This is a genomic window from Klebsiella michiganensis, from assembly GCF_002925905.1.
In the GTDB taxonomy this organism is placed as follows: Bacteria; Pseudomonadota; Gammaproteobacteria; order Enterobacterales; family Enterobacteriaceae; genus Klebsiella; species Klebsiella michiganensis.
The window spans coordinates 139500-166243 of sequence record NZ_PRDB01000004.1; the positions used below are offsets into that span (position 1 = coordinate 139500).

The window sequence follows — 26744 nt, forward strand, 5'->3', positions numbered from 1 at the left end:
CAGGGAGAGGGCATTGCGTTATACCACCCGCACGCCAGCAGGCATCGCCCTTTCCGGCGTAAGCAGTACGCTTTCGCTGCCATCGTCCGTTTCGGCGCAAAGCAGCATGCACTCCGAGGTTTCACCGCGCATTTTGGCTTTCGCCAGATTACACAGGACCACGACCGTTTTTCCCAGCAGCTCTTCTTCGCTGTAGTACGGCACGAGGCTGGTTACCGTCTGCAGCGTGCGATCGCCAACATCAATCCGGGCAATATAGAGCTTGTCGGCATTCTCATGTTGTTTTATCGCCACAATTTTTCCCGTACGCATTTCCAGTCTGGCAAAATCAGCATAAAGCACCGTTTCCATCTTGCACCTCTCAAGTAAAATTTTAGTAAAAGATAACAAATGTCGGCGAGGTTTCCGCATAATAGTGCGAAGAATGTTAGATTCATCACTCTTTTGCGCGGTGGAAACGCTGCGGCGGGGATGAATAATACGGCGGAAATTTACTGAAAAGAGATGCAGCTGCCCGCGCTTGCTTTACAATGGTTTGCGTCGATGGGGCAACGTCAGATAAGGAAAACAATGGCCACACTAAAAGATATCGCGACCGAAGCAGGCGTTTCACTGGCGACGGTTTCCCGCGTTTTAAACGACGACCCCACTCTGAACGTGAAAGAAGAGACAAAACATCGCATTCTTGAGGTGGCGGAAAAGCTGGAATATAAAAGTACCAGCTCGCGTAAGGCTCAGGTTCACACCGTCGGCCACCACCATATTCTGGCCATCTACAGCTACCAGCAGGATCTGGAAATCAACGATCCTTACTATCTGGCAATCCGCCACGGCATCGAAACGCAATGCGAAAAGCTCGGTATCGAGTTGACCAACTGCTACTTTAACAACGCGCTACCCGAGCTGAAAAAAGTGACCGGCGTTCTGATTGTCGGCCAGCCTTCGCGGGCGATTCGCGACGCCGCCACGGCGTTAACCGACAACGTCTGCTTTATTGATTTCCATGAACCCGGCAGCAGCTATGACGCCGTCGACATCGATCTGGTGCGCATCGCCAAAGAAGTTATCGACTTTTTTATCGCCCAGGGCGCGCGGCGCATCGGCTTTATTGGTGGCCAGGATGAGCCGGGTAAAGCCGACATCCGCGAAGTGGCCTTCGTCGAATATGGCCGCCTGAAGGGAGTGGTTTCGGAAGAAGATATCTGGCGCGGCGGGTTTTCCAGCTCCTCCGGCTATGAGCTGGCAAAAACGATGCTGGCAAAGGCGGATTTCCCCACCGCGCTGTTCGTCGCGTCAGACTCTATCGCCATCGGCGTGCTGCGCGCCATTCATGAACGCGGTCTTTCGATCCCGGAAGATATTTCGCTCATTAGCGTTAACGATATCCCCACCGCGCGTTTTACCTTTCCGCCGCTCTCCACGGTGCGCATTCATTCAGAAATGATGGGCAGCCAGGGCGTCAACCTGCTGGTTGAGAAAGCCCGCGATGGCCGTGCGCTGCCGCTAAACGTCTTTGTCCCCAGCGTGCTGAAGCTGCGCGGCACCACCCGCTAATCCCGTTTCTGACGCTAAATCCTCTGCGCCCGGCCCCCGGGGGCGGCGCTTATCGCGCCTTGCCCGGGCTACGGGTTCACCGCCGTCTGCCAAACGGTAGCCCGGACAGATGCGCCAGCATCGCCTCCGGGAAACTCCACCTCTCTGCGCTCTGCTCCCGGGGCGGCGCTTGACGCGCCTTGCCCGGGCTACGGGTTCACCGCCGTCTGCCAAACGGTAGCCCGGACAGATGCGCAGCATCGCCTCCGGGAAATTCCCCCTCTCTGCGCCCGGCTCCCGGGGGCGGCGCTTACCGCGCCTTGCCCGGGCTACGGGTTCACCGCCGCCTGCCAAACGGTAGCCCGGACAGATGCGCAGCATCGCCTCCGGGAATGTCCCCTTCCCGACGCTAACCGCAGGCGTCCGGTAACGCTCATTTTGTGATCGAGTTAAAGTAAATCGCTCCCGGTGATTTTATTTAGTAAAAATTTTACTAAAATAACCTCCATCCGTTTAGTCCGTTCAGGGAGGCGATATGAATCGCTGGGAAAATCTTCAACTCACTCATGAAAACCGGCTGCCTCCGCGCGCCTATTTCTTCTCTTACGATTCGCAGGCCCAGGCGCGAACCTTCGCCCGTGAAACCAGCAGCCGCTTTTTGTCCCTTAGCGGACAGTGGAACTTCTGCTTCTTTAACAACCCGCTGCGGGTGCCGGAAGCGTTCACCTCGCAATACATGAGCGACTGGGGGCCGATTACCGTACCGGGAATGTGGCAGATGGAAGGCCACGGCCAGCTACAGTACACCGACGAAGGCTTTCCTTTCCCGATTGACGTTCCCTACGTGCCGACCGACAACCCTACCGGCGCCTATCAGCGCATCTTCACCCTCTGCAAGGGCTGGCAGGGCCAGCAGACCCTGATTAAATTTGATGGCGTCGAAACCTATTTTGAAGTGTACGTTAACGGTCAGTACATCGGTTTCAGCAAAGGCAGCCGCCTGACGGCGGAGTTTGATATTAGTCACGCGGTAAAAATCGGCGACAACCTGCTTTGCGTGCGCGTCATGCAGTGGGCGGACTCCACCTATATAGAAGATCAGGATATGTGGTGGTCGGCGGGTATCTTCCGCGACGTGTATCTGATGGGCAAAAACCCGCTTCACGTCCAGGACTTCACTCTGCGCACCGATTTTAACGATGACTACGTCGACGCCACGCTCTCCTGCCAGCTGGTGCTGGAAAATCTCGCCGCTCAGCCGGACGCAGCGACGCTGGAATACGCGCTGTTCGACGGCGAAAAGGTGCTGTATGAAGGCGCAACGCCGCGCCTGAGCGTCAGCCAGCTGCTGAACGTCGACTTTGCGATCGACGTGAAGGCGCCGCAGCAGTGGTCGGCAGAAAATCCCTGGCTCTATCACCTGGTGATGACGCTGAAAAACGCCGCCGGGGAGATTATCGAAGTTATCCCGCAGCGCGTCGGTTTTCGCGATATCAAAGTGCGCAACGGCCTGTTCTATATCAATAACCGCTACGTGATGCTCCACGGCGTTAACCGTCACGACAACGACCATCTGAAGGGCCGCGCCGTAGGAATGGATCGCGTTGAGAAAGATCTGCTGCTGATGAAGCAGCACAATATTAACTCGGTACGTACCGCCCACTACCCCAACGACCCGCGTTTCTATGAGATGTGCGACATTTACGGCCTGTTCGTGATGGCGGAAACCGATGTCGAATCCCACGGCTTCGCCAACGTCGGCAACCTGAGCGCCATCACCGATGACCCGGCATGGGAGCATATTTACGTTGAGCGGATCGTGCGCCACGTCCACGCGCAGAAAAACCATCCGTCGATCGTCATCTGGTCGCTAGGCAACGAGTCCGGCTACGGCTGCAACATTCGCGCGATGTATCACGCCGCTAAGGCGATCGATGATACCCGGCTGGTGCATTACGAAGAGGATCGCGACGCGGAGGTGGTGGATATCATCTCCACCATGTATACCCGCGTACCGCTGATGAACGAATTTGGGGAATATCCGCATGCCAAGCCGCGGATTATCTGCGAATACGCCCATGCGATGGGCAACGGTCCCGGCGGGCTGAGCGAATACCAGAACGTGTTCTATCAGCATGACAGTATTCAGGGCCACTACGTATGGGAGTGGTGCGATCACGGAATCCAGGCCACCGACGACAGCGGCGCGGTATGGTACAAATTCGGCGGCGACTACGGCGACTATCCCAATAACTACAACTTCTGCCTCGACGGGCTGATTTTCTCCGACCAGACGCCTGGACCCGGGCTCAGAGAGTACAAGCAGGTTATCGCCCCGGTAAAAGTTCAGGCGACGGACATCGCCCGCGGCGAGCTGCGCATCGACAATAAGCTCTGGTTCTCGACCCTCGATGACTACACCCTGCGCGTGGAAGTGCGCGCCGAGGGGGCTACGCTTGCCAGCCAGCAGCTTAAGGTGCGCGATCTTGCGCCAAACAGCGGCCGCGATATCACTATCGACCTGCCGGAGCTGGACGATCGCGAAACCTTCGTCAACATCATGGTAACCAAAGATTCCCGTACGCCGTACAGCGAGGCCAACCATCCGATCGCCGTTTACCAGTTCCGGCTAAAAGAACAGACGGCAACGAAATCGCCGCTGATGAATGCCAGCGCAACCCCGCTACGGATAGTTGATGAACGACTGAGCTACAGCATCACCGGGCATAACTTCCGCGTGGTCTTCTCTAAAATCAGCGGCAAACTGAGCGAATGGCAGGTGAACGGCGTAGACCAGGTGACCCGTGAGCCGAAGATTAACTTCTTCAAACCAATGATTGATAACCACAAGCAGGAATACGAAGGGCTGTGGCAGCCAAATCATCTGCAAATCATGCAGGAGCATCTGCGTGAATTCAGCGCCGAGCAGCGCGGCGATACGGTGATTATCACCGCCCGCAGCATCATCGCCCCGCCGGTTTTCGATTTCGGCATGCGCTGCACCTACCGCTGGCAGATTACCCCGCAGGGGCATATTAACGTTGAGCTTGCGGGCGAACGTTACGGCGACTATCCGCACATCGTGCCGTGCATCGGTTTTATGCTGGGCATTAACGGCCAGTTTGAACAGGTGGATTACTACGGGCGCGGTCCCGGCGAAAACTACGCCGACAGCCAGCAGAGCAACATCATTGACCTCTGGCGCACCACCGTGGACGACATGTTCGTGAACTATCCGTTCCCGCAGAACAACGGCAACCGCCAGCACGTCCGCTGGGCCGCGTTTACCGACCGTCACGGCAGCGGTCTGATGGTGGTCCCGCGCGATCCGCTCAACATCAGCGCCTGGCACTATACGGCGGAGAATCTGCACGCCGCGCAGCACTGTAACGAACTGCGTCGCAGCGATGACATCACCCTGAATATCGACGCCCAACTGCTCGGCCTGGGCTCTAACTCCTGGGGGAGCGAGGTGCTGGATAGCTGGCGGGTGTGGCTCAAACCGTTCAACTATGGCTTTACGCTGCTGCCGCTGGAAGGCGGGAGCGCTTCCTCGCAGACGCTGGCGAATCATAGCTTTGGCGCCGGTTTCTTTTCCTCCGATTCACACAGCGAGGCTGAAAAATGAGAATTCTCGATAACTTAGAACAGTTTAAGCAAATTTATCACAGTGGGCGTAAATGGCAGCGCTGCGTAGAAGCGATTAATAACATCGACAATATTCGGCCCGGGGTGGCCCACTCTATCGGCGATTCGCTCTCCTATCGCGTGGCAAGCGACAGCACCACGGATGCGCTGTTCGTTGGCAACCGCCGCTATTTCGAGGTGCATTACTACCTTCAGGGTCAGCAAAAAATTGAGTTTGCCGCCAAAGAGCAGCAGCAGACCGTGGCCTGCTATCGCGATGAAACCGACCGTGAATATTTGAAAGGCATTGGTGAAACCGTGCAGGTTCACGAAGGACAAATGGTGATTTGCGACACCCATGAAGCCTATCGCTTTATCTGCGACTCGCCGGTCAAAAAGGTGGTGCTCAGAGTAACTATCGAAGACGGCTACTTCCTGAATAAGTAAGCCCGCGTGAAGCAAGATGAGGCCAGCGGATCGACTAGCTGGCCTTCCCGGCCCTAACCCTCAATGCGGGCCAGATAATTTTTCGGAGGACTTATGTCCGAATCAGTTCGCGCCAAAATAGGTAAATTCGCCCTGCTGTCGATGGCGTTTGCCGCCGTATTTAACGTACGAAATATTGTTAATAACAACATCGAGTTAGGGCTCAGCTCCGCCCCTATCTTTCTGTTTGCGACGGTGGTCTATTTTATTCCGTTTGTGTTTATCATCGCCGAATTCGTGTCAGCGAATAAGAATTCCGAATCAGGTATGTACGCCTGGCTGAAGCAGCCTTTAGGTACCCGCGCGGCCTATCTCGGCTCGTTCCTGTACTGGTTTGTGAACCTGTTCTTTTTCCTGTCGCTGCTGCCGAACGTGGTGGCCTACGCCTCGTACGCCATTATGGGTTACGCCATTCCTTTCTCGCCGATGGTCACGTCGCTGATCTCTATCGTCCTGTTCGCCATGGCCACCCACATTTCCACTAAAGGCGCGACCTGGCTGGGGAAAATCTCCGAATGCGTGGCGTATGGCGTCTTCGCGCTATTTGCGATTTACGTGGTCGGCGCTTTTACCGCGCTGGGCGCGGGCCATGTCCCCGCGCAGCCGATTACGCTGCACGCCATGGCGCCTACCATCAACTGGGCGACGCTGGGGATCATGTGCTGGATTTTCCAGGCGGCAGGCGGGGCTGAAACCGTCGCCGCGTACCTGAACGACACCAAAGGTGGGCAGAAATCGTTTATTAAAGTCATCATCACCGCCGGGATCCTGATTGGCGGCATGTACGCGCTGGGCTCTTTGCTGGTCAACGTCTTTGTGGCACGTGAAGATCTGACCTATGCGGCCGGGATGGTGGAAATCTTCACCGGCCTCGGCGCCTATTTTCATATTTCAGAAGCGCTGATGGGCCGCTTCGTCGGCATCATTCTGTTTATCGCCATTTTCGGCAGCATGATGATGTGGACCGCCGCACCGGTAAAAATTCACTTCTCTGAAATTCCTGCCGGCATCTATGGCAAAAAAACCACCGAGCTGAACGTCCACGGCGTGCCGGTACGCGCCGCCTGGTGGCAATTTGTCTTCGTCTTTCTGATGCTCATCGTGAACGGTTTCGGCTCCGCCAGCGTTCAGCAAATGATGAACACCGCTATCAACCTGACCGCGGGTACCGCGATGCTACCGCCGCTGTTTATCATGGCTGCCTACTTTGTTTTCCGCTGGAAACACGACGACACGCCGCGCGACTTCCGCATGGGGTCACGAAAGGTTGGGATGGCCGTGGTGTCGATGCTGATGGTGATTTTCCTGGTCAGCATGACCGCCTCGGCTTTCCCACCGGGGGTCGATCTGGTGAATGCCTTCTTCATTAACGTCTTTATGACCGCAGTCTTCTCCGGACTCGCGTGGTGGTGGATAACCCGCTTTGAGAAAAAACAGCGCAAGAGCCAACCATCGGTGCTGAAATCAGCGGTAAATCCGGTGAAATAAGCGACCGTTCCTCCCGCCAGCGTTAAATCGCCCGGCGGGATTTTTTTACCCGCCAGCCAGGATCTCGCGCTCAACCATTTTCGTGATCGAGTTAAAGCAATTCATTTTTACCGCTTTTATTTACTAAAATTTTTACTAAAATTAACCGCAATACTTAACTACCTCTACCCTACAAACAACACAATCCCCTTCGGCCATTCTCTGAAGGACAATGTGTGGAGATGTGTTATGTCTGATATCAAACGTAATACCATCGGCAAGTTCGGCCTGCTGTCGCTGACCTTCGCCGCCGTCTTCAGTTTTAACAACGTGATCAATAACAATATTGAGCTGGGGCTGGCGTCGGCGCCGATGTTCTTCCTCGCGACCCTGCTCTACTTCGTTCCTTTCTGCCTGATCATCGCGGAATTCGTTTCGCTGAATAAAAACTCCGAAGCGGGGGTTTATGCGTGGGTAAAAAGCTCCCTCGGCGGGCGCTGGGCCTTTATTACCGCCTACACCTACTGGTTCGTGAATCTGTTCTTTTTCACCTCGCTGCTGCCGAGAGTCATCGCGTATGCCTCCTACGCCTTCCTCGGCTACGAGTACATTCTGACGCCCGTCGCCACCACGATGTTGAGCATGGCGCTGTTCGCCCTGTCGACCTGGGTGTCCACCAACGGCGCAAAAATGCTGGGTCCTATTACCTCGGTGACCTCGTCGTTAATGCTGCTGCTGACGCTCTCCTACATTCTGCTTTCCGGCAGCGCGCTGGTGGGCGGTATTCAGCCAGCGGATCCGATTACCGTGGATGCAATGATCCCGAACTTTAACTGGGCGTTCCTCGGCATCACCACCTGGATCTTTATGGCGGCCGGCGGGGCGGAGTCCGTCGCGGTGTACGTCAATGACGTGAAAGGCGGATCGAAATCATTCGTTAAGGTCATTATCCTCGCCGGGATCGTGATTGGCGTGCTGTACTCCATTTCCTCGGTGCTGATTAACGTGTTTATCAGCAGTAAAGAGCTGAAATATACAGGCGGATCGGTACAGGTCTTCCACGGCATGGCGGTCTGGTTTGGCCTGCCGGAAATCGTGGTCAACCGTTTTGTCGGCCTGGTCTCCTTTACCGCCATGTTTGGTTCGTTATTAATGTGGACCGCGACGCCGGTCAAAATCTTTTTCTCCGAAATCCCGGCCGGCATATTTGGTAAAAAAACCGTCGAGCTCAATCAAAACGGCGTACCGGCGCGCGCGGCGTGGATCCAGTTCCTGATTGTGATTCCGCTGATGATTATCCCGATGATGGGCTCCAGTACCGTGCAGGATTTAATGAACACCATCATCAACATGACCGCCGCCGCCTCGATGCTGCCGCCGCTGTTTATCATGCTGGCGTATCTCAACCTGCGCCGCAGGCTCGATCATCTGCCGCGCGATTTTAAAATGGGCTCACGCACCACCGGCATTACGGTGGTCTCGATGCTGATTGTTATTTTCGCTATCGGCTTCGTCGCCTCAACCTTTCCCACCGGCGGCAATATTCTGACCATTATTTTCTATAACGTCGGCGGCATTGTTATCTTCCTCGGATTTGCGTGGTGGAAATACAGCAAATACGTGAAGGGATTAACGGTAGAAGAAAAAAGAATTGAAGCGGCGCCGGCTTCGGACGCGTCATAAGCCATTTTCCCTAAAATAATAAATTACAATATCTCTTAATAATGCGATGAAAAAGAATAACTTGATTTACGGGGCGCTTGCCGCCCTGGCCTTGTGCACACCTGCCGTAGCGGCTGATGTTGCTCACCCGGCGGAACATGATGATATGAAAACGCCTCAACTGAGCGCCACTTCCTATCGTTTTTACGGTGAACTGGGGGTCGGCGGATATATGGATTTAGAAGGTGAGGATAAACATAAATATAGCGATGGCACCTATATTGAAGGCGGGCTGGAAATAAAGCACGGCAGCTGGTTTGGCTTAATTTATGGCGAAGGCTGGACGGTCCAGGCCGATCGTCAGGGGAATGCCTGGGTACCGGACCACGGCTGGGGCGGATTTGAAGGTGGAATAAACCGCCTCTACGGCGGATATAAAACCGATAGCAGCACCGAGATTATGCTCAGCCTGCGCCAGGATTCATCGCTCGACGATCTGCAGTGGTGGGGCGATTTCACACCCGACCTCGGCTACGTGATCCCCAATACGCGCGATATTATGTACGCGCTCAAGGTGCAGAACCTGGCGGGAGATTTTCGCTACAGCGTGACCGCCACGCCCGCCGGGCACCACGATGAAAGCAAAGCGTGGCTCCATTTCGGCAAATACGACCGCTACGACGATAAATATACCTACCCGGCGATGGTCAACGGCTACGTCCAGTACGATATTGCCGAAAAGGTCACCTGGATGAACGGTCTTGAGCTAACCGACGGTACCGGTCAGCTCTTGTTAACCGGTATTCTCACCCCCAACCTCGCCGCCCGCGCCTGGCACCATACCGGGCGCGCCAGGGGGCAAAACGTGCCGGGAACGGAGACCGGCTTTATGGCCAGCGCCATGTATGAAGCGCTCCAGGGCGTGTATCTCTCGACCGCCTATAGCTACGCCAAACACCGCCCGGATCGCGCCGCCGAGGAAACCACCTCGTTTATGCAGTTCGGCATCTGGTACGAATACGGCGGCGGACGGTTCGCGACCGCCGCGGACAGCCGCTTCTACATGAAAAACGCCTCCGGAGACCCGAGCGACCAGGTTTTCCTGATGCAATATTTCTACTGGTAAAAAGGGATATCAATACCGTGAAAATCATCACCACTCTGACGCCGCTGGCCTGCGCCCTGCTGCTAAGCTTTTCCGCCCACGCGCTGACCGCGGATGACTTTAAAAATGTTATCAACCGCAGCGGCGCGCCGCAGGCGATGCAGGATTTCGATGGCGACGACCACCAGCGTTTCAACCCGTTTTTCGATTTGGGCGCATGGCATGGGCATCTGCTGCCGGACGGTCCAGCCACCATGGGCAGCTTTCCGGGGCCCGCGCTGCTCACCGAGGAGTACATCAACTTTATGGCGACCCATTTCGATCGCCTGACGGTGTACCAGAACGGCAAAAAAGTCGCCTTCACCATGCAGGCCTGGAGCCTGCCCGGGGCGCTGGTGCAAACGCTCTCCGCGCCCGGCGTACAGATCGAGATGACCCTGCGTTTTGCCAGCGCGCACACGTCTTTACTGGAGACTAAAATCACCAGCAGCGGTCCGCTTAAGCTGGTCTGGGACGGCGAGCTGCTGGAGACGCTCTCCGCCAAAGAGGGGAAACCGCAGTCAACGCAAACCATCGACCAGGCCTTCCCGGACTATCAGCGCCGCCTGAGCGCGACCCACGACGGACTGACGGTCAGCTTCGGTAAAGTCCGTTCCGCATCGGATTTAATGACCTCCGGCGAATCGCAGTATCAGATCCATCGCTCCCTGCCGACGGTCACCCAAATCGATGGCCATCGATTCACCAGCAGCGCGCAAATCAACGGCTCGACCACGCTCTATACCACCTATTCGCACCTGCTGAACGCCGAGCAGGTGCGCCTTGAGAAAGCGCAAATCCGCGATATTCTGGCGCGACCGGCGCACTATCTGCGCGCTTCCGAGGCGCGCTGGAACGGCTATCTGCAAAAGGGGCTGACCAATCCTGATGCCACGGCGCAGCAAACCCGGGTGGCGGTGAAAGCGATCGAAACCCTTAACGGCAACTGGCGCGCGCCGGGCGGCGCCGTTAAGCACAACACCGTCACGCCGTCGGTAACCGGGCGCTGGTTCTCCGGCAACCAGACCTGGCCGTGGGATACCTGGAAGCAGGCCTACGCCATGGCCCACTTCAACCCGGAGATCGCGAAAGAGAACATCCGCGCCGTCTTCTCCTGGCAGATTGCCGCCGACGATAAAGTGCGGCCGCAGGATGCCGGGTTCATTCCGGATCTGATCGCCTGGAACCTGAGCCCGGAGCGCGGCGGCGACGGCAGCAACTGGAACGAGCGAAATACCAAACCGAGCCTGGCGGCCTGGTCGGTGATGGAAGTCTATAACGTCACCAAAGATAAAGCCTGGCTGGCGGAAATGTACCCGAAGCTGGTGGCCTACCATGACTGGTGGCTGCGCAACCGCGACCACAACGGCAACGGCGTGCCGGAGTACGGTGCGACCCGCGATAAAGCGCACAACACCGCCGATGGCGCGATGCTGTTTACCGTGAAAAAGGGCGATAAAGAACGGACGCTTTCCGGCCTGAAAACCTACGAGCAGGTGACGGCGAAGGGCGATTACGACAGCCTGGAGATCCCGGCACAGGTGGCCGCCTCCTGGGAGTCGGGGCGCGACGACGCGGCGGTCTTCGGCTTTATCGATAAAGATCAGCTGGATAAATACATCGCCGACAGCGGCAAACGCAGCGACTGGACGGTGAAATTTGCTGAAAACCGGGATAAAAGCGGCAATCTGCTCGGCTATTCGCTGCTGCAGGAGTCGGTCGATCAGGCCAGCTATATGTACAGCGACAACCACTATCTGGCGGAGATGGCGACCCTTCTCGGCAAGCCGGAGGAGGCAAAACGCTACCGGGCGCTGGCGCAAAAGCTCGCCGACTATATCAACACCTGCATGTTCGACCCGCAGAGCAAATTCTATTACGACATTCGCATTGAAGCACAGCCGCTGGCAAACGGCTGTGCCGGTAAGCCGATCGTCGAGCGTGGCAAAGGGCCGGAGGGCTGGTCGCCGCTGTTCAACGGCGCGGCCACTCAGGCGCATGCCGATGACGTCATTTCGGTGATGCTGGACAACAAAGAGTTCAATACTTTCGTACCGCTGGGTACCGCCGCATTAACGAATCCGGCGTTTGGCGCGGATATTTACTGGCGCGGCCGCGTGTGGGTGGACCAGTTCTGGTTCGGCCTGAAAGGGATGGAGCGCTACGGCCACCGCGAAGAGGCGATGCAGCTGGCGGGCGCCTTCTTCAGGCACGCCCGGGGGTTAACCTCCGATGGCCCGATTCAGGAGAACTACAATCCGCTCACCGGCGCTCAGCAGGGCGCGCCGAACTTCTCCTGGAGCGCGGCGCATCTGTACATGCTGTATAACGAGTTTTTCCGTAAGTAGCTACGATGTCCCCTCACCCCGCCGGGGTGAGGGCTCGTCTTACACCTCCGGCAGCAGGCCGATAAAGCTGCGCTTCTGCCGCGGCTGCGACATCAGCGCCTCCAGCTTCGCCACGCAGGCCAGATAGTGCGGGGTTTTCTTGTGCGCCAGCACCGCGTCATCGTCGATATAGGCTTCATAGATAAAAAAGCGCGTCTTCACCTCCGGGTCCTGCAGGACGTCAAAGCGCAGATTGCCCGGCTCCTGCAGCGCCCCTTCGTGGTTGGCGCGGAATACCTCAAGAAACTCGTCGACCCGTTCCGGTTTGATATTGATTTCTACCAGCGTTACGTTCATTGCAGCTCTCCCTGTTTTTCCTCCTGCCAGAATTGATACGCCTCGCGGGCGCTCAGGTTCTCATGCACCACTTTTTTCACCGCCTTCAGCATCGCGCGCGGCGCGCTGGACTGGAAGATATTCCGCCCCATATCCACGCCGGAAGCCCCCTGGTCGATCGCCCGCCAGCACATCTCCAGCGCCTCCTGCTCCGGCAGCTTTTTGCCCCCGGCGATGACGATCGGCACCGGGCAGCTGGCGGTGACTTTCTCAAAGCCTTCCTCAACAAAGTAGGTTTTCACGAACTGCGCCCCCATTTCGGCGGCAATGCGGCTGGCCAGCGAGAAGTAGCGGGCATCGCGGGTCATCTCTTTGCCCACGCCGGTTACCGCCAGCACCGGCATACCGTAGCGGTTGCCGGCGTCCACCAGCTTGATAATGTTGTTGATCGACTGATGCTCATGCTCGCTGCCGATATAGACCTGCGCCGCCACCGCGCAGACGTTCAGGCGCAGCGCGTCCTCCATCGCCACCGCCACGCACTCGTTGGAAAGTTCGCTGAGGATCGAGTTGCCGCCGGAAGCGCGCAGCACCACCGGTTTGTTGGTCGCCGCCGGCACCTGACTGCGCAGCACGCCGCGGGTGCACATCAGCACGTCGGTCTCTTCGAACAACGGCGCAATAGAGAGATCGATACGCTCCAGCCCGGTGGTCGGCCCCTGAAAATAGCCGTGGTCGAACGCCAGCATCACCGTACGGTTGCTCTGCGGGTTGAAGATACGCGCCAGCCGCGACTGCATCCCCCACTCCAGCGACCCGCAGCCCTTCAGCGTATAGAGCGTATTCTGCTGCGGACGGTCTAAGCCGAAGTTTTTTCCCTCTTTGATATCGTCTAAATCAGCCATCTCATTCTCCATCAGAAATCGTAGTTATTGATATTCTCTTTGGTGAACACCACCCGCTCCGGCAGCAGCACGATGCCGTTGCCTTTCGCTTCATACTGATAGCCCTGTACGCTGTTGGGCTCGACTTTCAGGACGCCGAGATCTTTCACATCAACGCTGTCGCCGACGTTAAGATCGCCCTTTTTCAGCAGACGATCGGCGACGTTAACCGCGATCTTGCCCTGCTGCACCACGTCCCACAGGCCGAAGGCTTTTACCGTGCCGCGCTCCACGTAGGGGCGCATCACGTTCGGGGTACTAAAGCCGACAATCGCCACGCCCTGGCGCTTGAGGTTCTCTGCCGCCTGGGCGGCCGCCGGAAGCGCGTTGGCGTCCGGGGCGATAATGGCGTCGAGATCCGGGTACGCTTTTAAGATCCCCTCGGCGGTTTGCAGCGATTTAGTGGCGTCGTTATAGCCAAACTGCGTGGTCACCACTTCCCACTGCGGATGCGCTTTTTCGATTTTGGCCTTCGCCTCTTTTACCCACTGGTTCTGGTCGGTCACCGTCGGGCTGGAGTAGAAAAACGCCACTTTGGCGCCAGGCTTCGTCACCTGCTTTTCCGCCATCTCCACCAGCAGGCCGCCGAGCTGCTGCGGCGTCCCCTGGTTGATATAGATGCTGCGGCACTCTGGTTTGGTATCGGAGTCCCAGGTCAGGACCTTCACCCCGCGCTGCATCGCCCGCTTCAGCGCCGGGCACAGCCCGTCCGGCGATACGGCGGAGACGATAATCGCGTTGTAGCCCTGGTTGACGAAGTTGTTGATCAGCTGCACCTGGCCGGAGACGCTCGGTTCGGTCGGGCCGTCGTAGGTGACGTCCACGCCGAGCGCTTTGCCCGCCTCTTTCGCGCCGTTACCGCCGCTGGTAAAGAAGCCGACGCCAACCAGCTTAGGAATAAAGGCGATACGGTCCGCCGCCTGGGCCGATGCCATACCCAGCGCCATCGCCAGCACGATCAGTTTTGTTTTCATTTTATGCTCCGATTGTTTTACGCGAGAAAAGACGCCGCCAGCTCATCCGCACCCATTCACGGTGCAGGCTCAGCGAACGCCCCATCACCACCACAACCAACAGCGCCCCTGACAGCGCGCTCGACACCTGGTTGGGGATGCCGACCATTTGCAAACCTTGTTGTAAATAGCCCACCAGCAGCGCGGCCAGCGCCGTGCCGACGATCGAGCCGGAACCGCCGTAGATATTGGCCCCGCCGAGCACCGCGGCGGTCAGCGCCGGCATCAGCAGGTCGCGGCCTAAGTCCGAGCGCGCCGAGCCGAAATAGGAGACCATCACCAGCGCCGCTACCGCCGACGCCACGCCCACCAGGCCATACAGCGCGTAGGGCATCCCGTTAACGGAAAGCGCGGCGTAGCGCGCGGCGCGCGTGTTCTGACCGAGCAGAAAAAGGTGACGCCCAAAGCGCCCGCGGTGGGCCAGCAGCCAGAAGAAAAAGGTGATAACGGCGAACAGCACCAGCGGTATCGGCAGGCCGAACAGGGTCAGGTTGGCGAAGGCGGTAAAGCTATCCGGGAATCCGCCGATGCCTTCGTAGCCGGTTGCCCCGGCCATGCCAGAAAGCAGCAGCGCGCCGCCGCCGTAGAGGTAAAGGGTGCCGAGCGTAATCACCAGCGGGCTAATGCCGGTGTAATGAATCAGCGCCGCGTTCAGCAACCCGCACAGCAGGCCGAGCAGCAGCGTCAGGGGGATCGCGAGGCTCATGGGCCAGCCCGCCTGCATCATCACCCCCAGCGCGATGGCGCACAGGCCGATGGTGGAACCGAGCGAAATATCAATCCCGCCGCTGATAATTACCAGCGTCAGCGGCAGCGCCACGATGCCAATGCAGATAAAGTCGCTGGTGCTGAACAGCAGCATATTGAGATCCAGCATGCGCGGATTCAGGGCGCCAAACAGCAGGATCTCCAGCACCAGTAGCGCCAGCAGCGCGCTTTCCCAGTTGAGCTTCATTTACGCCACCTCTTTGTTTTTGCGTTCGGGAAACGGGGCCACGCGCTTGCCCCCTTTATTACCGGGCTGAAAGCGGCTGTACTTCAGCGCCCGCTGATGGCGGGCCAGCGCCTGACGCAGCCGCCCGTCGAGCACCAGTACGCCGAGCAGCACCAGGCCGGCGATGAAGTCGTTCCACCACGCCGGGAGACGGAACAGCACCAGCACGGTGTCAATTTGAGTGAGGAAGAAGGCGCCGAGAAAAGCGCCCAGCAGCGTGCCGGTACCGCCAAGCAGCGAGATCCCGCCGAGCACGCAGGCGGCGATGGCCTTCATCTCCAGGCCGCTGCCGGTCTGATTGGGCACAAAGCCAATCTGCGCGGCGAACACAATCCCGGCGCAGGCCGCCAGCATGCCGTTAAGGGTAAATGCCAGCATCCGCGTACGGTTCACCGCCACCCCGAGCTGGCGGGCCGCGGCGAGGTTATCGCCGACGGCGTAAAAATCACGGCCAAAGGCGGTGCGCGACAGTATCCAGCCGCCCGCCAGCAGCAGCGCCAGCACCAGCCAGCCCAGCGGCGAAATACCGATGAACGCCGGTTCCGACAGCGCCTTCAGGCTGTTCGGCAAGCCTTCAATCCACTTACCGCCGGTCCACAGCAGCATCACCCCGCGATAAAGCCCGAGGGTGCCGAGGGTGGCGACAATCGCCGGGATGCGCAGCCCCACCACCAACAGGCCGTTAAAGGCGCCGGCCAGCGCGCCGATCGCCAGCGCGAAGGCGATGGCGGTCATCAGGCCATACCCGCTATTCAGCGCCACGCCTGTCGCGATAGCGCTCAGGCCGACGGTGGAGCCTACCGAAACGTCGATATTGCGGGTGAGCATCACCAGCGTTGCCCCCAGCGCCAGCAGGCAAAGGATCTGCGCGCTGGCAAAGATCATGGCCAGGGTTTGTAAACTGAAATAAGCCGGGTTGAGCGCCACCAGCCCGGCAAACAGCACCACGATGGCGAGAAAGGCGCTCAGTTCACGATTCTTTAATAACGTTTTCATGCCTGCCCTCCGAAGGCCAGGGTCATCATCCGGTCAACGCTGACCGCCTGCTGCGCCAGCTCGCCGCTCTGCCTGCCCTGATGCATCACCAGCACCCGATCGGCCAGGCCAACGAACTCGTCGAGATCGCTGGAGATCATCAATACCGCCACGTTCTGCGCGGCGACGCTTTTCAACAGCTGATAGATGTCGGCGCGGGCGGAAACGTCCACGCCGCGGGTCGGCTCATCGACGATCAGCAGCAGCGGGTTAGCCTCCAGGCAGCGCGCCAGCAGTACCTTCTGCTGGTTACCGCCGGAGAGCGTGCGCACCGGGCGATCGCCATCGGCCATTTTGATCCCCAGCGCCCGGTGATAGCGCTCCACCACCGCCGCTTCGCGCCTGTTCTGCTGCCACAGCGACGGCTGGTTAAACATCACCGTGTTCCAGCGCACCGGCGCATCGAGAAACAGCCCGGAAACCTGCCTGTCCTCCGGCAGATAGACCAGCCCGCAGGCAAGCCTGGCGCGCGTACTGTCGCGGCTGATATCGCGGTTTTCCAGCCATACCCGCCCGGCGCGCGCCGGTCGCAGACCGTAGAGCGTTTCGGCAAATTCGGTGCGCCCGGATCCGACCAGCCCGGCGAGGCCGACGATCTCCCCGGCGCGGATCTCCAGGTTGAGATCGATAAAACCTTCTCCGGTCAGATCTTCTACTCTAAGGACCGGGAAATCCTGCGCCTGAGTGCGGCGATTGCCCGGCAGCGCCAGCCACAGCTTTTGCGTGTCGCTCAGCGCACGATCGCGGCTGACGGGCGTCATCGCGCCGATCAGCTGATTGTCGCCGTAGTGCGCGGTTTCCCCGCTCAGCACCACCGCGCCGTCGCGCATCACCGAGACGTGGCTGGCGACCTGGCGGATCTCCGGCAGCTTGTGCGAGATAAACACGATCCCGACGCCGAGCGCCTGTAAAGAGCGGATCTGGCGAAACAGGCGCTCGGTTTCCCCCGGCGTCAATGAGGCGGTGGGTTCATCGAGGATCAGGATCTGCGCGTCGCGCATCAGCCCGCGCAGGATCTCCACCATTTGTTGGTCGGCGACTTCCAGGGTGCTGGCCGCCGCCTCAAGGTTAAGCTGGCAGCTAAGCTGCTGAAGCTTTTCCTGCAGGCGGGCCTCGGTATCCGCCCGCTTTGGCAGACGAAAAAGAATATTTTCCCGCACCGTCAGATTGGGGAATAACATCGGTTCCTGCGGCACCAGATACACGCCCTGCTGATGGGCCTGAGCGGGAGTAAGGCGCGCAAATGTACGTTCGCCGAGGATGAGCTCACCGCTGTCGGGGGTCTCTACCCCGGCGATAATCTTCATCAGCGTCGATTTTCCGGCGCCGTTACCGCCCATCAGCGCGTGCACCTGGCCGGAAAGCAGCGTGAAATCAATCTGCTTCAGCACGGTGACGCCGGAGAACTGTTTGCCGATTTGGCGAGCTTCAAGCAGTGGCTTCATCATCGCGCCTCATTTTGAACAAAAGATTTTTTAAATTAATAATGTTCAAAAGCGTAGACGGTGAACTATATTTACAACCGTGCAACGATCACAGTTTTATGCTTTCGATCGTTTGAAGAAAACCAGCGGACAACGAAAGATCCGTTTTGCCAGTCGGCTCACATTTTCCGACCGCGCAATAACGAACATATGATCTAAATTTTTATAAGAGTTCACTTTATGAGCGAAAAACGCATTACGGAAGAGAGCCGCTACGCCGGGCTGGCGTTAGCCGAGGAGGAGCTGGTGGCGCGGGTGGCGTGGTGTTACTACCACGACGGCCTGACGCAGAACGACATCGGCGAGCGTTTAGGGCTGCCGCGGTTAAAGATCTCCCGCCTGCTGGAGAAGGGCCGCCAGTCGGGGGTGATCCGCGTCCAGATTAATTCGCGTTATGAGGGCTGCCTGGCGCTGGAAACCGAACTTCAGCAGCGCTTCGGTCTGAAAATTGCCCGCGTGCTGCCGGCGCTGAATACCCCGCCGATGAACACCCGTCTGGGGATTGGCGCGGCGCAATCGTTAATGGGCGTGCTGGAGCCGGGACAGCTGCTGGCGGTGGGCTTTGGCGAAGCCACCATGAGCTGCCTGCAGCATCTGAGCGGGTTTATCGGCTCCCAGCAGGTTCGGCTGGTGACGCTTTCCGGCGGCGTGGGCCCGTATATGACCGGCATTGGCCAGCTGGATGCCGCCTGTAGCGTCAGTATGATCCCCGCGCCGCTGCGGGTGTCATCGGCGGATGTGGCGGAGATCCTGCGCCGGGAATCGAGCGTCCGCGACGTGATCCTCGCCGCGACGGCGGCGGATGCGGCGGTGGTAGGTATCGGCGCCATTGACCAGCGCCGGGACGCCACCATCCTGCGCTCCGGCTATATCAGCGAAGGCGAACAGCTGATGTACGCCCGCAAAGGCGCGGTCGGCGACATTTTAGGTTATTTCCTGCAGGCCGACGGCAAACCGGTTGAAGGGCTGGAGATCCATCGGGAACTGCTCGGCGTCACCCTTGATGAGCTGGCGCAGCTGCCGACCATCGTGGGCGTCGCCGGGGGCACAGAAAAAGCGCAGGCGATTTACGCGGCTCTTATCGGCAAGCGGATTAATGGCCTGGTAACGGAAGAGACAACAGCACGCGCGGTGCTGACGCTGGCCTCATAACGGCCCTGCGCCGCGCAACACGAGCGAGGCGCATGTCATGAGTTACCTGTTAGCGTTAGATGCCGGGACCGGCAGCATTCGGGCGGTCGTATTCGATCTCCAGGGCCGCCAGATAGCGGTCGGCCAGGCCGAATGGAAGCACCTGAGCGTGGACAATGTCCCCGGCTCGATGGAGTTCGACCTTGGCACCAACTGGCAGCTGGCCTGCCAGTGTATCCGTCAGGCGCTGGCCGCCGCCCATCTCTCTGCGGCGGATATTCAGTCCGTGGCCTGCTGCTCGATGCGTGAAGGCATCGTGCTTTACGACCGCAACGGCGAGGCCATCTGGGCCTGCGCCAACGTTGACGCCCGCGCCAGCCGCGAGGTGGCGGAGCTCAAAGAGATCCACGACGACCGTTTTGAATCCGAAGTGTACGGCGTGTCCGGGCAGGCCCTGGCACTGAGCGCCATGCCGCGCCTGCTGTGGCTGGCCCATCATCGCCCGGATATCTACCGCAAAGCGGCGACCATCACCATGATCAGCGACTGGCTGGCGGCAAAGCTTTCCGGCGAACTGGCGGTTGACCCTTCTAACGCCGGAACGACCGGCATGCTCGATCTCTTCAGCCGCGACTGGCGCCCGGCGCTGCTGGATATGGCCGGGCTGCGGGCCGATATTCTCTCGCCGGTCAAAGAGACCGGCAGCGTACTGGGAGCGGTGACCGACGCGGCGGCGGCGCAAAGCGGGCTGCGCGCGGGTACGCCGGTGGTGATGGGCGGCGGCGACGTCCAGCTCGGCTGCCTGGGCCTCGGCGTGGTGCGCGCCGGGCAGACGGCGGTGCTCGGCGGCACTTTCTGGCAGCAGGTGGTTAATCTGCCGGAAGTCCGAACTGACCCGGAGATGAATATTCGCGTTAACCCGCACGTCATTCCCGGCATGGCGCAGGCGGAGTCCATCAGCTTCTTCACCGGCCTGACCATGCGCTGGTTCCGCGACGCGTTCTGCGCGGAGGAGAAGCTGATTGCCGGGCGCCTCGGCGTCGACGCCTACAGCCTGCTCGAAGAGATGGCCAGCCGCGTGCCGGCGGGTTCCCACGGGGTGATGCCGATCTTCTCTGACGCCATGCACTTTAAGCAGTGGTACCACGCCGCGCCGTCGTTTATTAACCTCTCCATCGACCCGGAAAAATGCAATAAGGCCACCCTCTTCCGCGCGCTGGAAGAGAACGCGGCGATTGTCTCTGCCTGTAATCTGGCGCAAATTTCGCAGTTTTCCGGCGTGCAGTTTGACAGCCTGGTCTTTGCGGGCGGGGGCTCAAAAGGCGCGCTGTGGAGCCAGATCCTCAGCGATGTCACCGGCCTCCCGGTGCGGGTGCCGGAGGTCCGCGAGGCGACGGCGCTGGGCTGCGCGATCGCCGCCGGCACCGGCGCCGGGCTGTACGGCGATATGGCGGCGACGGGCGAGAAGCTGGTGAGCTGGCACCGGGAATTTACGCCCAATCCGGCGCATCGCGAGCTGTATCACGAGATGATGATCAAATGGCAGTCGGTGTACGCCGAGCAGCTCGGTCTGGTGGACAGCGGATTAACGACCTCGATGTGGCAGGCGCCGGGGCTGACGCGCCGTGCCCCTGTTGCCCCCTCACCCTAAGCCTCTCCCCTACAGGAGAAGAAACCGTCCGGGCATAACTGGCCCCAGCGCCATTCCGCCCTTCTCCCTCTCCCGGAGGGAGAGGGCCGGGGTAAGGGAGAACCTTCCGCCGTTCTTTGAATCCCATCACAATCGCCGCACTCCCCTTTTCCCTTTTCGCCCGCGGCGGCTAAATTAGTAACTCATCCGACCACATAACAATAATTTTACACTGGAAGAGATTATGAGCCGCTACCCGTCGCTTTTCGCCCCGCTTGACCTGGGGTTCACAACGCTCAAAAACCGCGTGTTGATGGGCTCGATGCACACTGGCCTGGAGGAGCTGCCGGACGGCGCACAGCGGCTGGCGGCGTTTTACGCCGAGCGCGCCCGCCACGGGGTGGCGCTGATCGTCACCGGCGGGATTGCCCCGGCGCCTTCCGGCGTCACCATGGCGGGCGGCGCGGTGCTTAACGACGCCAGCCATCTCGCTCATCACCGCCATATCACCGATGCGGTACACGAGGAGGGCGGCAAAATCGCGCTGCAGATCCTGCATACCGGGCGCTACAGCTACCAGCCGCAGCTGGTGGCCCCTTCCGCGCTGCAGGCGCCGATCAACCCCTTTACGCCTCACGAACTGAGCCACGAAGAGATCTTACAGCTGATCGATGATTTTGCCCGCTGCGCCCAGCTGGCGCGGGAAGCCGGGTACGACGGCGTCGAAGTGATGGGCTCGGAAGGCTATCTGATTAACGAATTTCTTGCCGCGCGCACCAACCTGCGCGACGACCAGTGGGGCGCCGACTACGCCCGACGCATGCGTTTTGCCGTAGAGGTGGTCAGAGCCGTGCGGGAGCGCGCGGGCAGCGATTTTATTATTGTCTACCGCCTGTCGATGCTCGACCTGGTCAGCGGCGGCAGCACCCTGGCGGAGGTCACCGCGCTGGCGAAAGCGATTGAGGCCGCCGGGGCCACGATTATCAATACCGGCATCGGCTGGCACGAGGCGCGCATTCCCACCATCGCCACTCCGGTACCGCGCGGCGCGTTTAGCTGGGTCACCCGCAAGCTGAAAGGCGCGGTGTCGATCCCGCTGGTCACCACCAACCGGATTAACGATCCCGCCGTGGCGGAGGCGATCCTGGCCCGCGGAGACGCCGACATGGTATCGATGGCCCGCCCTTTCCTCGCCGACAGCGAATTTCTCTCCAAAGCACAGAGCGGGCGGGCGGATGAGATCAATACCTGTATTGGCTGCAACCAGGCCTGCCTCGATCGGATCTTCGCCGGTAAAGTCACCTCGTGTCTGGTCAACCCGCGCGCCTGCCATGAAACCCTGATGCCGATAGCGCCCGCGACCGCACCGAAGCGGCTGGCGGTAGTCGGCGCCGGTCCTGCCGGCCTGGCCTTTGCCGTTAACGCCGCCTCGCGCGGGCATCAGGTGACGCTCTTTGACGGGCACCATGAGATTGGCGGCCAGTTTACTATCGCCAAACAGATCCCCGGCAAAGAGGAGTTCCATGAAACTCTGCGTTATTACCGCCGGATGCTGGATCTTACCGGCGTCGCGCTGCGGCTTGAAACCCGGGTGACGGCCGACGATCTGCGGGCATTTGATGAGATTATCCTCGCCACCGGGATCGCCCCGCGGATGCCGGATATCGCCGGGATCGATCATCCGAAGGTGCTGAGCTACCTCGATGTCCTGCGTGATAAAGTGCCGGTCGGCGAGAAGGTGGCGATTATCGGCTGCGGCGGGATCGGCTTTGATACCGCCATGTACCTCAGCCAGTCCGGCGTCGCCACCAGCCAGAATATCGACGAGTTCTGTGCGGAATGGGGGATCGATACCAGCCTGCAGAGCGCGGGCGGATTACGCCCGGAGGGGATGCAGCTGGCTAAAAGCCCGCGCCAGATCGTGATGCTGCAGCGCAAAACCAGCAAGCCCGGCGACGGGCTGGGGAAAACCACCGGCTGGATCCACCGCGCCACCCTGCTGGCCCGCGGCGTCAAAATGATCCCCGGCGTCAGCTATCAACGGATCGATGATGCCGGCCTACATGTGACGATCGGCGGCGAATCTCAGGTGCTTAACGTTGATCATGTGATTATCTGCGCCGGTCAGGTTCCCCGCCGCGAGCTGGCCGATCCGCTGCAGGCGGCGGGTAAAACGGTGCATTTGATTGGCGGCTGCGACGTGGCGATGGAGCTGGACGCCCGGCGGGCAATCGCTCAGGGCACCCGGCTGGCGCTGTCGATTTAGGGAAAGGAAACCCGGCCGGTAGCCGGGGAAACCGGGAAAGCCGATAACGCTCAGCGCTGTTTGCGCACCTTTGTCGCTTTCAACACCACAAATTTATTATTGGTGGCGATCGTCGCGCAGTTACCGAACGCGCGTTTCAGCTTGCGGAAATAATCGAGATGGCGGTTGCCGACGACATACAGCTCGCCGCCGTACTTCAGACTGCGGCGGGCGTCGTTAAACATCTGCCAGGCAATATGATCGGTGATCGCATGCTGCTGATGAAACGGCGGGTTGCAGAGGATGGCGGCGAAGCGGTCCGGCTCAATATCGGACAGCGCGTTATTCACCACAAACTCGCAGCGCTCGAGGTCATCCGGCATATTGGTTTCGACGTTCAGCCGGCTGGAAGCGACCGCCATATAGGATTCATCGGTAAACATCACCCGGGCGTCCGGGTTTAAAGCCAGCGCTTTCAGGCCAATCACGCCGTTGCCGCAGCCAAGATCGGCGATCTCGCCTTCAATATTTGCCGGCAGATGCTCCAGGAAGAAGCGCGCGCCAATATCCAGGCCGCTGCGGGCGAACACGTTGGCGTGGTTGTGAATCGTCCACGGCGTACCGTCCAGCGGCCAGCTGTAGGTTTGCGGCGCATCGGCCACCTCAGGCGCGGTAAAGGTACAGAAAATCAGCCGCGCCTTTTTCCATGCCAGCGATGTGGTGGTGGTGCCGAGGATCTTCTCAAACAGCGCCAGGGTGGAATTGTGGACATCCCGCGCTTTCGCGGCGGCGATGATGCGGGTTTCCGGCGTGACAACCTCGCGCAGCGCGCGCAGCTGCTGCTCCAGCAGCGCCAGCTGCTTCGGAACCTTAATGAGCACCAGCGCCGGCGCGGCAGGCAGTTCGCTCAGGGGATCCTGAAAACGTACGCTCTCTTCATCAATGCCGTTCATCCGCAGGTTGTAGCGGGTCGCCAGCTCAGATACGTAGGAATCGTTGATGCTGACCGGGTTGCGTTCCGCCAGCGCGCAGCCCAGCGCGCCAAAGCTGTCATTGAAAATGAGCGTCAGGCCGTCGACGTCATTCACCTGTTGCAGCAGATATTCATCCGCCGCTTCCCACGCCTGAAGCGCTTCCTCTTCAGCATTCGGCGGGAACCGCTCTAATGTGAATAACTCACCGTTTAACTCTACCTGGCTCATCGCCTTTGTGCCTCCGGAACACTAAAAACCGCGAGTTTATACGCAAACTCCGCCCAGTAGAATAGAGATGCGCCGATTATCTCCTTCTTCCGGGCGATAGCCCGTTACGCCGGGAGGTCGTCCTGCGCCATGCGCGACAGGCGCTTATCGTCCAGACTATATTTGCTCATGATAACAATCAGCAGCGCCACCAGCACGCCGGGGAAGACGGTAAACAACAGCTTAATCATCTGCAGCGCGGACTCGGTTTGCTGGGCTGCGCCGCCGACGTAGTCGCCCCAGGCCAGCATATAGCCCACCAGCGCGCCGCCGATGGCGATCCCCAGCTTGATGGCAAACAGGTTCGTTGAAAAAACGATCCCGCTGAGCTTTTTACCGCTGCGTTTTTCTTCCGCATCGATGATATCGGACAGCATGCTCCACTGCAGCGGTGTGGCGGCCAGCTGGATAATATTGATGATAATCACCAGCGCAAAGATAGCGGCCACGTTCCCCGCCGGGACGAAGTACATGCCCGTCAGCAGCGCCGCCTCGATGGCCATCGAGATTTTAAACCCTTTCACTTTATCAATATTTTTAAAGATAAACGGTGAGAGCATCGCCCCCAGCACGCCCGAGGCCAGGGTGGTGGTCAGCAGCAGGCTACCCAGATCCGCCCGCCCCATAATGTTGTTGACGTAATAGAGCGTGGTCCCGCCTTTAAACAGCACCGCAATCAGGTTAACGACGTTGAGCGCGAACAAAATGCGCCAGTCCTTGTTGGCGAGCAGAGTTTTTAGATCGTCAAGAATGCTGCTTTGGTTGTTGACCGCGATATCCGTGGTGTAACGCTCTTTCGTCAGGCCAAAACAGATAAAGAACAGGATGATGCTCAGGCCCCCCATTACGATCATGGTGTAAAAATAGCCGTTTTGCACATTACCCTGACCCAGCCAGGCCACCAGCGGTAGCGCGGTCAGCGAAACAATCAGGCCGCCAAGCGTACTGAGCGCAAAGCGCCAGGACTGGAGCGATACGCGCTCGCGGGAGTCGTTAGAAATATTATTGATCATCGCGCAATACGGAACGTTAATCGCCGTATAAACCAGCGATAATAAGGTATAAGAAACATAGGCATAAATGAGCTTGCCGGTATAGCCGAAATCCGGCGTATAAAAAGTTAAGCAGCAAAGAACGCCAAAAGGAATGGCGAACCATAAAATATAAGGACGGAATTGCCCATATTTAGTTCGGGTACGATCCGCCACCGCCCCCATTAATACATCGGTCACCGCGTCTAATACCCTTACCGCGAGAAACATGGTTCCCATATGCGCCGGACTTAAACCAAATACGTCGGTATAAAACCAGGCCATAAACAGCATCACTGTTTGCCAGACTAAATTACAGCCGGTATCCCCTAACCCATAGCTAAATTTTTCTTTAATACTGATACGGGCAGTGTTCATCGCGCCTCCGCCAGAAACATCGTTAATATTTGTCCTCTGTACGTTATTGCGAAGGGCCTACCGATTATGTATAAATCATCCTGTTAAATATAAGAAGAGTGTACCCGATGAGTGACGAATCTCCCGTTTTCGAAAAGATCCCCGTGGGCGCCGGCGAGCTATTTACCTTACGGGTAGATAACATAAATGATTTCAATGGCATAAACGTAGTCCCCCATTTTCATATGATGGACGAACTGATGTGGTTCAGAGAGTCGGCAGGCAGCTATTCGATTGGTGATGAGAAATTTACGATAAAAAACAATACCCTGGTTTTCGTGCCTGCCTTATTGATCCATGAAATGACGCTGCCGGCCGCTGCCAGCCACAAGCGTTATCTTATGCAATTCGAAAAAGAGTGGCTCGAGGGATACGACCTGTCGCTACCCGCCGCGCACTGCGGCGCAGTCGCTTACCTTTCCGGCGAGGAAGCCGAGCGTCTGGAGCTGCTCCTGAGCTGGTGCGGCGAGTTCAGCGACTTTGCCGATTCGCTGTTCCGTTCCCTGATGCAGAGCGTGCTGCTGCATGCCTTTAACAGCCTGAAAGATTCCGTCCCCATTACCGAACGGACCAACCACCACTATCTGAGCGAGCTGATCGAACTTCTGCAATCTATTGATGAGAATGAAAATTTTGAGATGACAACCGAAGAAGCCGCCCGCCGCTGCCGGTGGTCGAAATCCTGGTTTTCCCGCACCTTTAAATCCGCCTTCGGCATCAGCTTCAAAAAATTTATGCTGCTGCGCAAACTGAATATCGCTATCAATCTACTGACCAACACCGACCTGAAGATTAGCGATATCTCGCAAAGCGCCGGCTTCACCGACAGCGCCTACTTCTGCCTCAAGTTTAAAGAGATGATGAACGACACCCCGCTGGCCTTCCGTCACAAAGTCAGAAGCACCGATGCCGTAGGGCGTCAGGCGGAGAAATAACGCGTTTTTGTGAGCCGCATCACCGGATAAGTAGACGTTTATTATATAAATAGCCAGAGTCT

Annotated in this window: 20 protein-coding genes; 11 read left to right on the plus strand and 9 right to left on the minus strand. The window is 58.6% G+C overall.

Going from position 1 to position 26744, the window contains the following annotated elements; translation table 11 throughout:
* Nucleotides 1-18 precede the first annotated feature (18 nt).
* Nucleotides 19-351: a tRNA-binding protein gene (locus CDA56_RS11530; RefSeq protein WP_102803965.1), complete on the minus strand. Its 333-nt coding sequence runs from the start codon at nucleotides 349-351 to the stop codon at nucleotides 19-21.
* Nucleotides 352-570: 219 nt separating this feature from the next.
* Between CDA56_RS11530 and ebgR the strand changes: the two genes are divergently transcribed.
* The 7 genes from ebgR (at nucleotide 571) to ygjK (ending at nucleotide 12267) form a co-directional block, all read left to right on the plus strand.
* Nucleotides 571-1554 (plus strand): transcriptional regulator EbgR, encoded by a 984-nt coding sequence (gene ebgR, locus CDA56_RS11535; protein ID WP_032720237.1) that lies wholly within the window; start codon nucleotides 571-573, stop codon nucleotides 1552-1554.
* Between the two features lie 514 nt (nucleotides 1555-2068).
* Nucleotides 2069-5161, plus strand: a complete 3093-nt coding sequence (gene ebgA / locus CDA56_RS11540) for a beta-galactosidase subunit alpha (RefSeq protein WP_103814257.1) — start codon at nucleotides 2069-2071, stop codon at nucleotides 5159-5161.
* Complete coding sequence (locus tag CDA56_RS11545) at nucleotides 5158-5607, plus strand: beta-galactosidase subunit beta (RefSeq protein WP_104011364.1); 450 nt, start codon at nucleotides 5158-5160, stop codon at nucleotides 5605-5607. The genes ebgA and CDA56_RS11545 overlap by 4 nt, the downstream gene beginning before the upstream one ends.
* A 93-nt stretch (nucleotides 5608-5700) precedes the next feature.
* On the plus strand, nucleotides 5701-7134 hold the full coding sequence (locus tag CDA56_RS11550) for an amino acid permease (protein ID WP_014226913.1): 1434 nt from the start codon (nucleotides 5701-5703) through the stop codon (nucleotides 7132-7134).
* Nucleotides 7135-7362: 228 nt separating this feature from the next.
* Nucleotides 7363-8796, plus strand: a complete 1434-nt coding sequence (locus CDA56_RS11555) for an amino acid permease (protein ID WP_004854403.1) — start codon at nucleotides 7363-7365, stop codon at nucleotides 8794-8796.
* Nucleotides 8797-8842: 46 nt separating this feature from the next.
* On the plus strand, nucleotides 8843-9901 hold the full coding sequence (ygjJ, locus tag CDA56_RS11560) for a protein YgjJ (RefSeq protein ID WP_103814259.1): 1059 nt from the start codon (nucleotides 8843-8845) through the stop codon (nucleotides 9899-9901).
* Nucleotides 9902-9918: 17 nt separating this feature from the next.
* The gene (gene ygjK, locus CDA56_RS11565) at nucleotides 9919-12267 is read left to right on the plus strand and encodes an alpha-glucosidase (RefSeq protein WP_103814261.1); all 2349 of its coding nucleotides are present in this window, start codon (nucleotides 9919-9921) and stop codon (nucleotides 12265-12267) included.
* Nucleotides 12268-12306: 39 nt separating this feature from the next.
* Here ygjK and lsrG read toward each other — a convergent pair whose 3' ends face one another.
* From lsrG to lsrA, 6 genes are read right to left on the minus strand one after another with little or no spacing between them, the layout of a single operon-like run.
* The gene (gene lsrG, locus CDA56_RS11570; protein ID WP_004854408.1) at nucleotides 12307-12603 is read right to left on the minus strand and encodes a (4S)-4-hydroxy-5-phosphonooxypentane-2,3-dione isomerase; all 297 of its coding nucleotides are present in this window, start codon (nucleotides 12601-12603) and stop codon (nucleotides 12307-12309) included.
* Nucleotides 12600-13487, minus strand: coding sequence for a 3-hydroxy-5-phosphonooxypentane-2,4-dione thiolase (lsrF, locus tag CDA56_RS11575; protein ID WP_004125444.1), 888 nt, complete (start codon nucleotides 13485-13487; stop codon nucleotides 12600-12602). The genes lsrG and lsrF overlap by 4 nt, the downstream gene beginning before the upstream one ends.
* 11 nt (nucleotides 13488-13498) lie before the next feature.
* The gene (lsrB, locus tag CDA56_RS11580) at nucleotides 13499-14500 is read right to left on the minus strand and encodes an autoinducer 2 ABC transporter substrate-binding protein LsrB (RefSeq protein ID WP_025108305.1); all 1002 of its coding nucleotides are present in this window, start codon (nucleotides 14498-14500) and stop codon (nucleotides 13499-13501) included.
* Nucleotide 14501: 1 nt separating this feature from the next.
* Nucleotides 14502-15494: an autoinducer 2 ABC transporter permease LsrD gene (gene lsrD, locus CDA56_RS11585; RefSeq protein ID WP_103814263.1), complete on the minus strand. Its 993-nt coding sequence runs from the start codon at nucleotides 15492-15494 to the stop codon at nucleotides 14502-14504.
* Nucleotides 15495-16529 (minus strand): autoinducer 2 ABC transporter permease LsrC, encoded by a 1035-nt coding sequence (gene lsrC / locus CDA56_RS11590; protein ID WP_014226924.1) that lies wholly within the window; start codon nucleotides 16527-16529, stop codon nucleotides 15495-15497.
* A complete protein-coding gene (lsrA, locus tag CDA56_RS11595) occupies nucleotides 16526-18013 on the minus strand; it encodes an autoinducer 2 ABC transporter ATP-binding protein LsrA (protein ID WP_014226925.1) in 1488 nt (495 codons plus the stop codon). Before lsrA ends, lsrC begins: the two co-directional genes overlap by 4 nt.
* A gap of 219 nt (nucleotides 18014-18232) precedes the next feature.
* Between lsrA and lsrR the strand changes: the two genes are divergently transcribed.
* The 3 genes from lsrR (at nucleotide 18233) to CDA56_RS11615 (ending at nucleotide 23079) form a co-directional block, all read left to right on the plus strand.
* The gene (lsrR, locus tag CDA56_RS11600; protein WP_004105944.1) at nucleotides 18233-19204 is read left to right on the plus strand and encodes a transcriptional regulator LsrR; all 972 of its coding nucleotides are present in this window, start codon (nucleotides 18233-18235) and stop codon (nucleotides 19202-19204) included.
* 37 nt (nucleotides 19205-19241) lie between these two features.
* A complete protein-coding gene (gene lsrK / locus CDA56_RS11605) occupies nucleotides 19242-20834 on the plus strand; it encodes an autoinducer-2 kinase (RefSeq protein WP_103814265.1) in 1593 nt (530 codons plus the stop codon).
* A gap of 223 nt (nucleotides 20835-21057) precedes the next feature.
* Nucleotides 21058-23079 carry an NADPH-dependent 2,4-dienoyl-CoA reductase gene (locus CDA56_RS11615; protein WP_103814266.1) on the plus strand — a complete coding sequence of 674 codons (2022 nt, stop codon included), beginning with the start codon at nucleotides 21058-21060 and terminating at the stop codon, nucleotides 23077-23079.
* A gap of 50 nt (nucleotides 23080-23129) precedes the next feature.
* Here CDA56_RS11615 and rlmG read toward each other — a convergent pair whose 3' ends face one another.
* Nucleotides 23130-24260: a 23S rRNA (guanine(1835)-N(2))-methyltransferase RlmG gene (gene rlmG / locus CDA56_RS11620; protein ID WP_103814268.1), complete on the minus strand. Its 1131-nt coding sequence runs from the start codon at nucleotides 24258-24260 to the stop codon at nucleotides 23130-23132.
* Nucleotides 24261-24364: 104 nt separating this feature from the next.
* Complete coding sequence (locus CDA56_RS11625) at nucleotides 24365-25708, minus strand: glycoside-pentoside-hexuronide (GPH):cation symporter (protein ID WP_004105949.1); 1344 nt, start codon at nucleotides 25706-25708, stop codon at nucleotides 24365-24367.
* A 107-nt stretch (nucleotides 25709-25815) separates the two neighbouring features.
* On the opposite strand from CDA56_RS11625, the gene CDA56_RS11630 reads away from it, so the two are divergent.
* Nucleotides 25816-26682, plus strand: coding sequence for a helix-turn-helix domain-containing protein (locus tag CDA56_RS11630; protein WP_048260480.1), 867 nt, complete (start codon nucleotides 25816-25818; stop codon nucleotides 26680-26682).
* The last annotated feature ends 62 nt before the right edge of the window (nucleotides 26683-26744 follow it).

Excerpts from the sequence above, each read along its gene's own strand:
- CDA56_RS11545 (WP_104011364.1), top strand. The coding sequence starts at position 5,158 with ATGAGAATTCTCGATAACTTAGAACAGTTTAAGCAAATTTATCACAGT.
- rlmG (WP_103814268.1), bottom strand. The coding sequence starts at position 24,260 with ATGAGCCAGGTAGAGTTAAACGGTGAGTTATTCACATTAGAGCGGTTC.
- lsrC (WP_014226924.1), bottom strand. The coding sequence starts at position 16,529 with ATGAAAACGTTATTAAAGAATCGTGAACTGAGCGCCTTTCTCGCCATC.
- ebgA (WP_103814257.1), top strand. The coding sequence starts at position 2,069 with ATGAATCGCTGGGAAAATCTTCAACTCACTCATGAAAACCGGCTGCCT.
- lsrD (WP_103814263.1), bottom strand. The coding sequence starts at position 15,494 with ATGAAGCTCAACTGGGAAAGCGCGCTGCTGGCGCTACTGGTGCTGGAG.
- CDA56_RS11625 (WP_004105949.1), bottom strand. The coding sequence starts at position 25,708 with ATGAACACTGCCCGTATCAGTATTAAAGAAAAATTTAGCTATGGGTTA.
- lsrR (WP_004105944.1), top strand. The coding sequence starts at position 18,233 with ATGAGCGAAAAACGCATTACGGAAGAGAGCCGCTACGCCGGGCTGGCG.
- lsrG (WP_004854408.1), bottom strand. The coding sequence starts at position 12,603 with ATGAACGTAACGCTGGTAGAAATCAATATCAAACCGGAACGGGTCGAC.
- ebgR (WP_032720237.1), top strand. The coding sequence starts at position 571 with ATGGCCACACTAAAAGATATCGCGACCGAAGCAGGCGTTTCACTGGCG.
- lsrK (WP_103814265.1), top strand. The coding sequence starts at position 19,242 with ATGAGTTACCTGTTAGCGTTAGATGCCGGGACCGGCAGCATTCGGGCG.
- CDA56_RS11530 (WP_102803965.1), bottom strand. The coding sequence starts at position 351 with ATGGAAACGGTGCTTTATGCTGATTTTGCCAGACTGGAAATGCGTACG.
- lsrF (WP_004125444.1), bottom strand. The coding sequence starts at position 13,487 with ATGGCTGATTTAGACGATATCAAAGAGGGAAAAAACTTCGGCTTAGAC.
- CDA56_RS11615 (WP_103814266.1), top strand. The coding sequence starts at position 21,058 with ATGAGCCGCTACCCGTCGCTTTTCGCCCCGCTTGACCTGGGGTTCACA.
- lsrA (WP_014226925.1), bottom strand. The coding sequence starts at position 18,013 with ATGAAGCCACTGCTTGAAGCTCGCCAAATCGGCAAACAGTTCTCCGGC.
- lsrB (WP_025108305.1), bottom strand. The coding sequence starts at position 14,500 with ATGAAAACAAAACTGATCGTGCTGGCGATGGCGCTGGGTATGGCATCG.
- CDA56_RS11550 (WP_014226913.1), top strand. The coding sequence starts at position 5,701 with ATGTCCGAATCAGTTCGCGCCAAAATAGGTAAATTCGCCCTGCTGTCG.
- ygjJ (WP_103814259.1), top strand. The coding sequence starts at position 8,843 with ATGAAAAAGAATAACTTGATTTACGGGGCGCTTGCCGCCCTGGCCTTG.
- CDA56_RS11630 (WP_048260480.1), top strand. The coding sequence starts at position 25,816 with ATGAGTGACGAATCTCCCGTTTTCGAAAAGATCCCCGTGGGCGCCGGC.
- CDA56_RS11555 (WP_004854403.1), top strand. The coding sequence starts at position 7,363 with ATGTCTGATATCAAACGTAATACCATCGGCAAGTTCGGCCTGCTGTCG.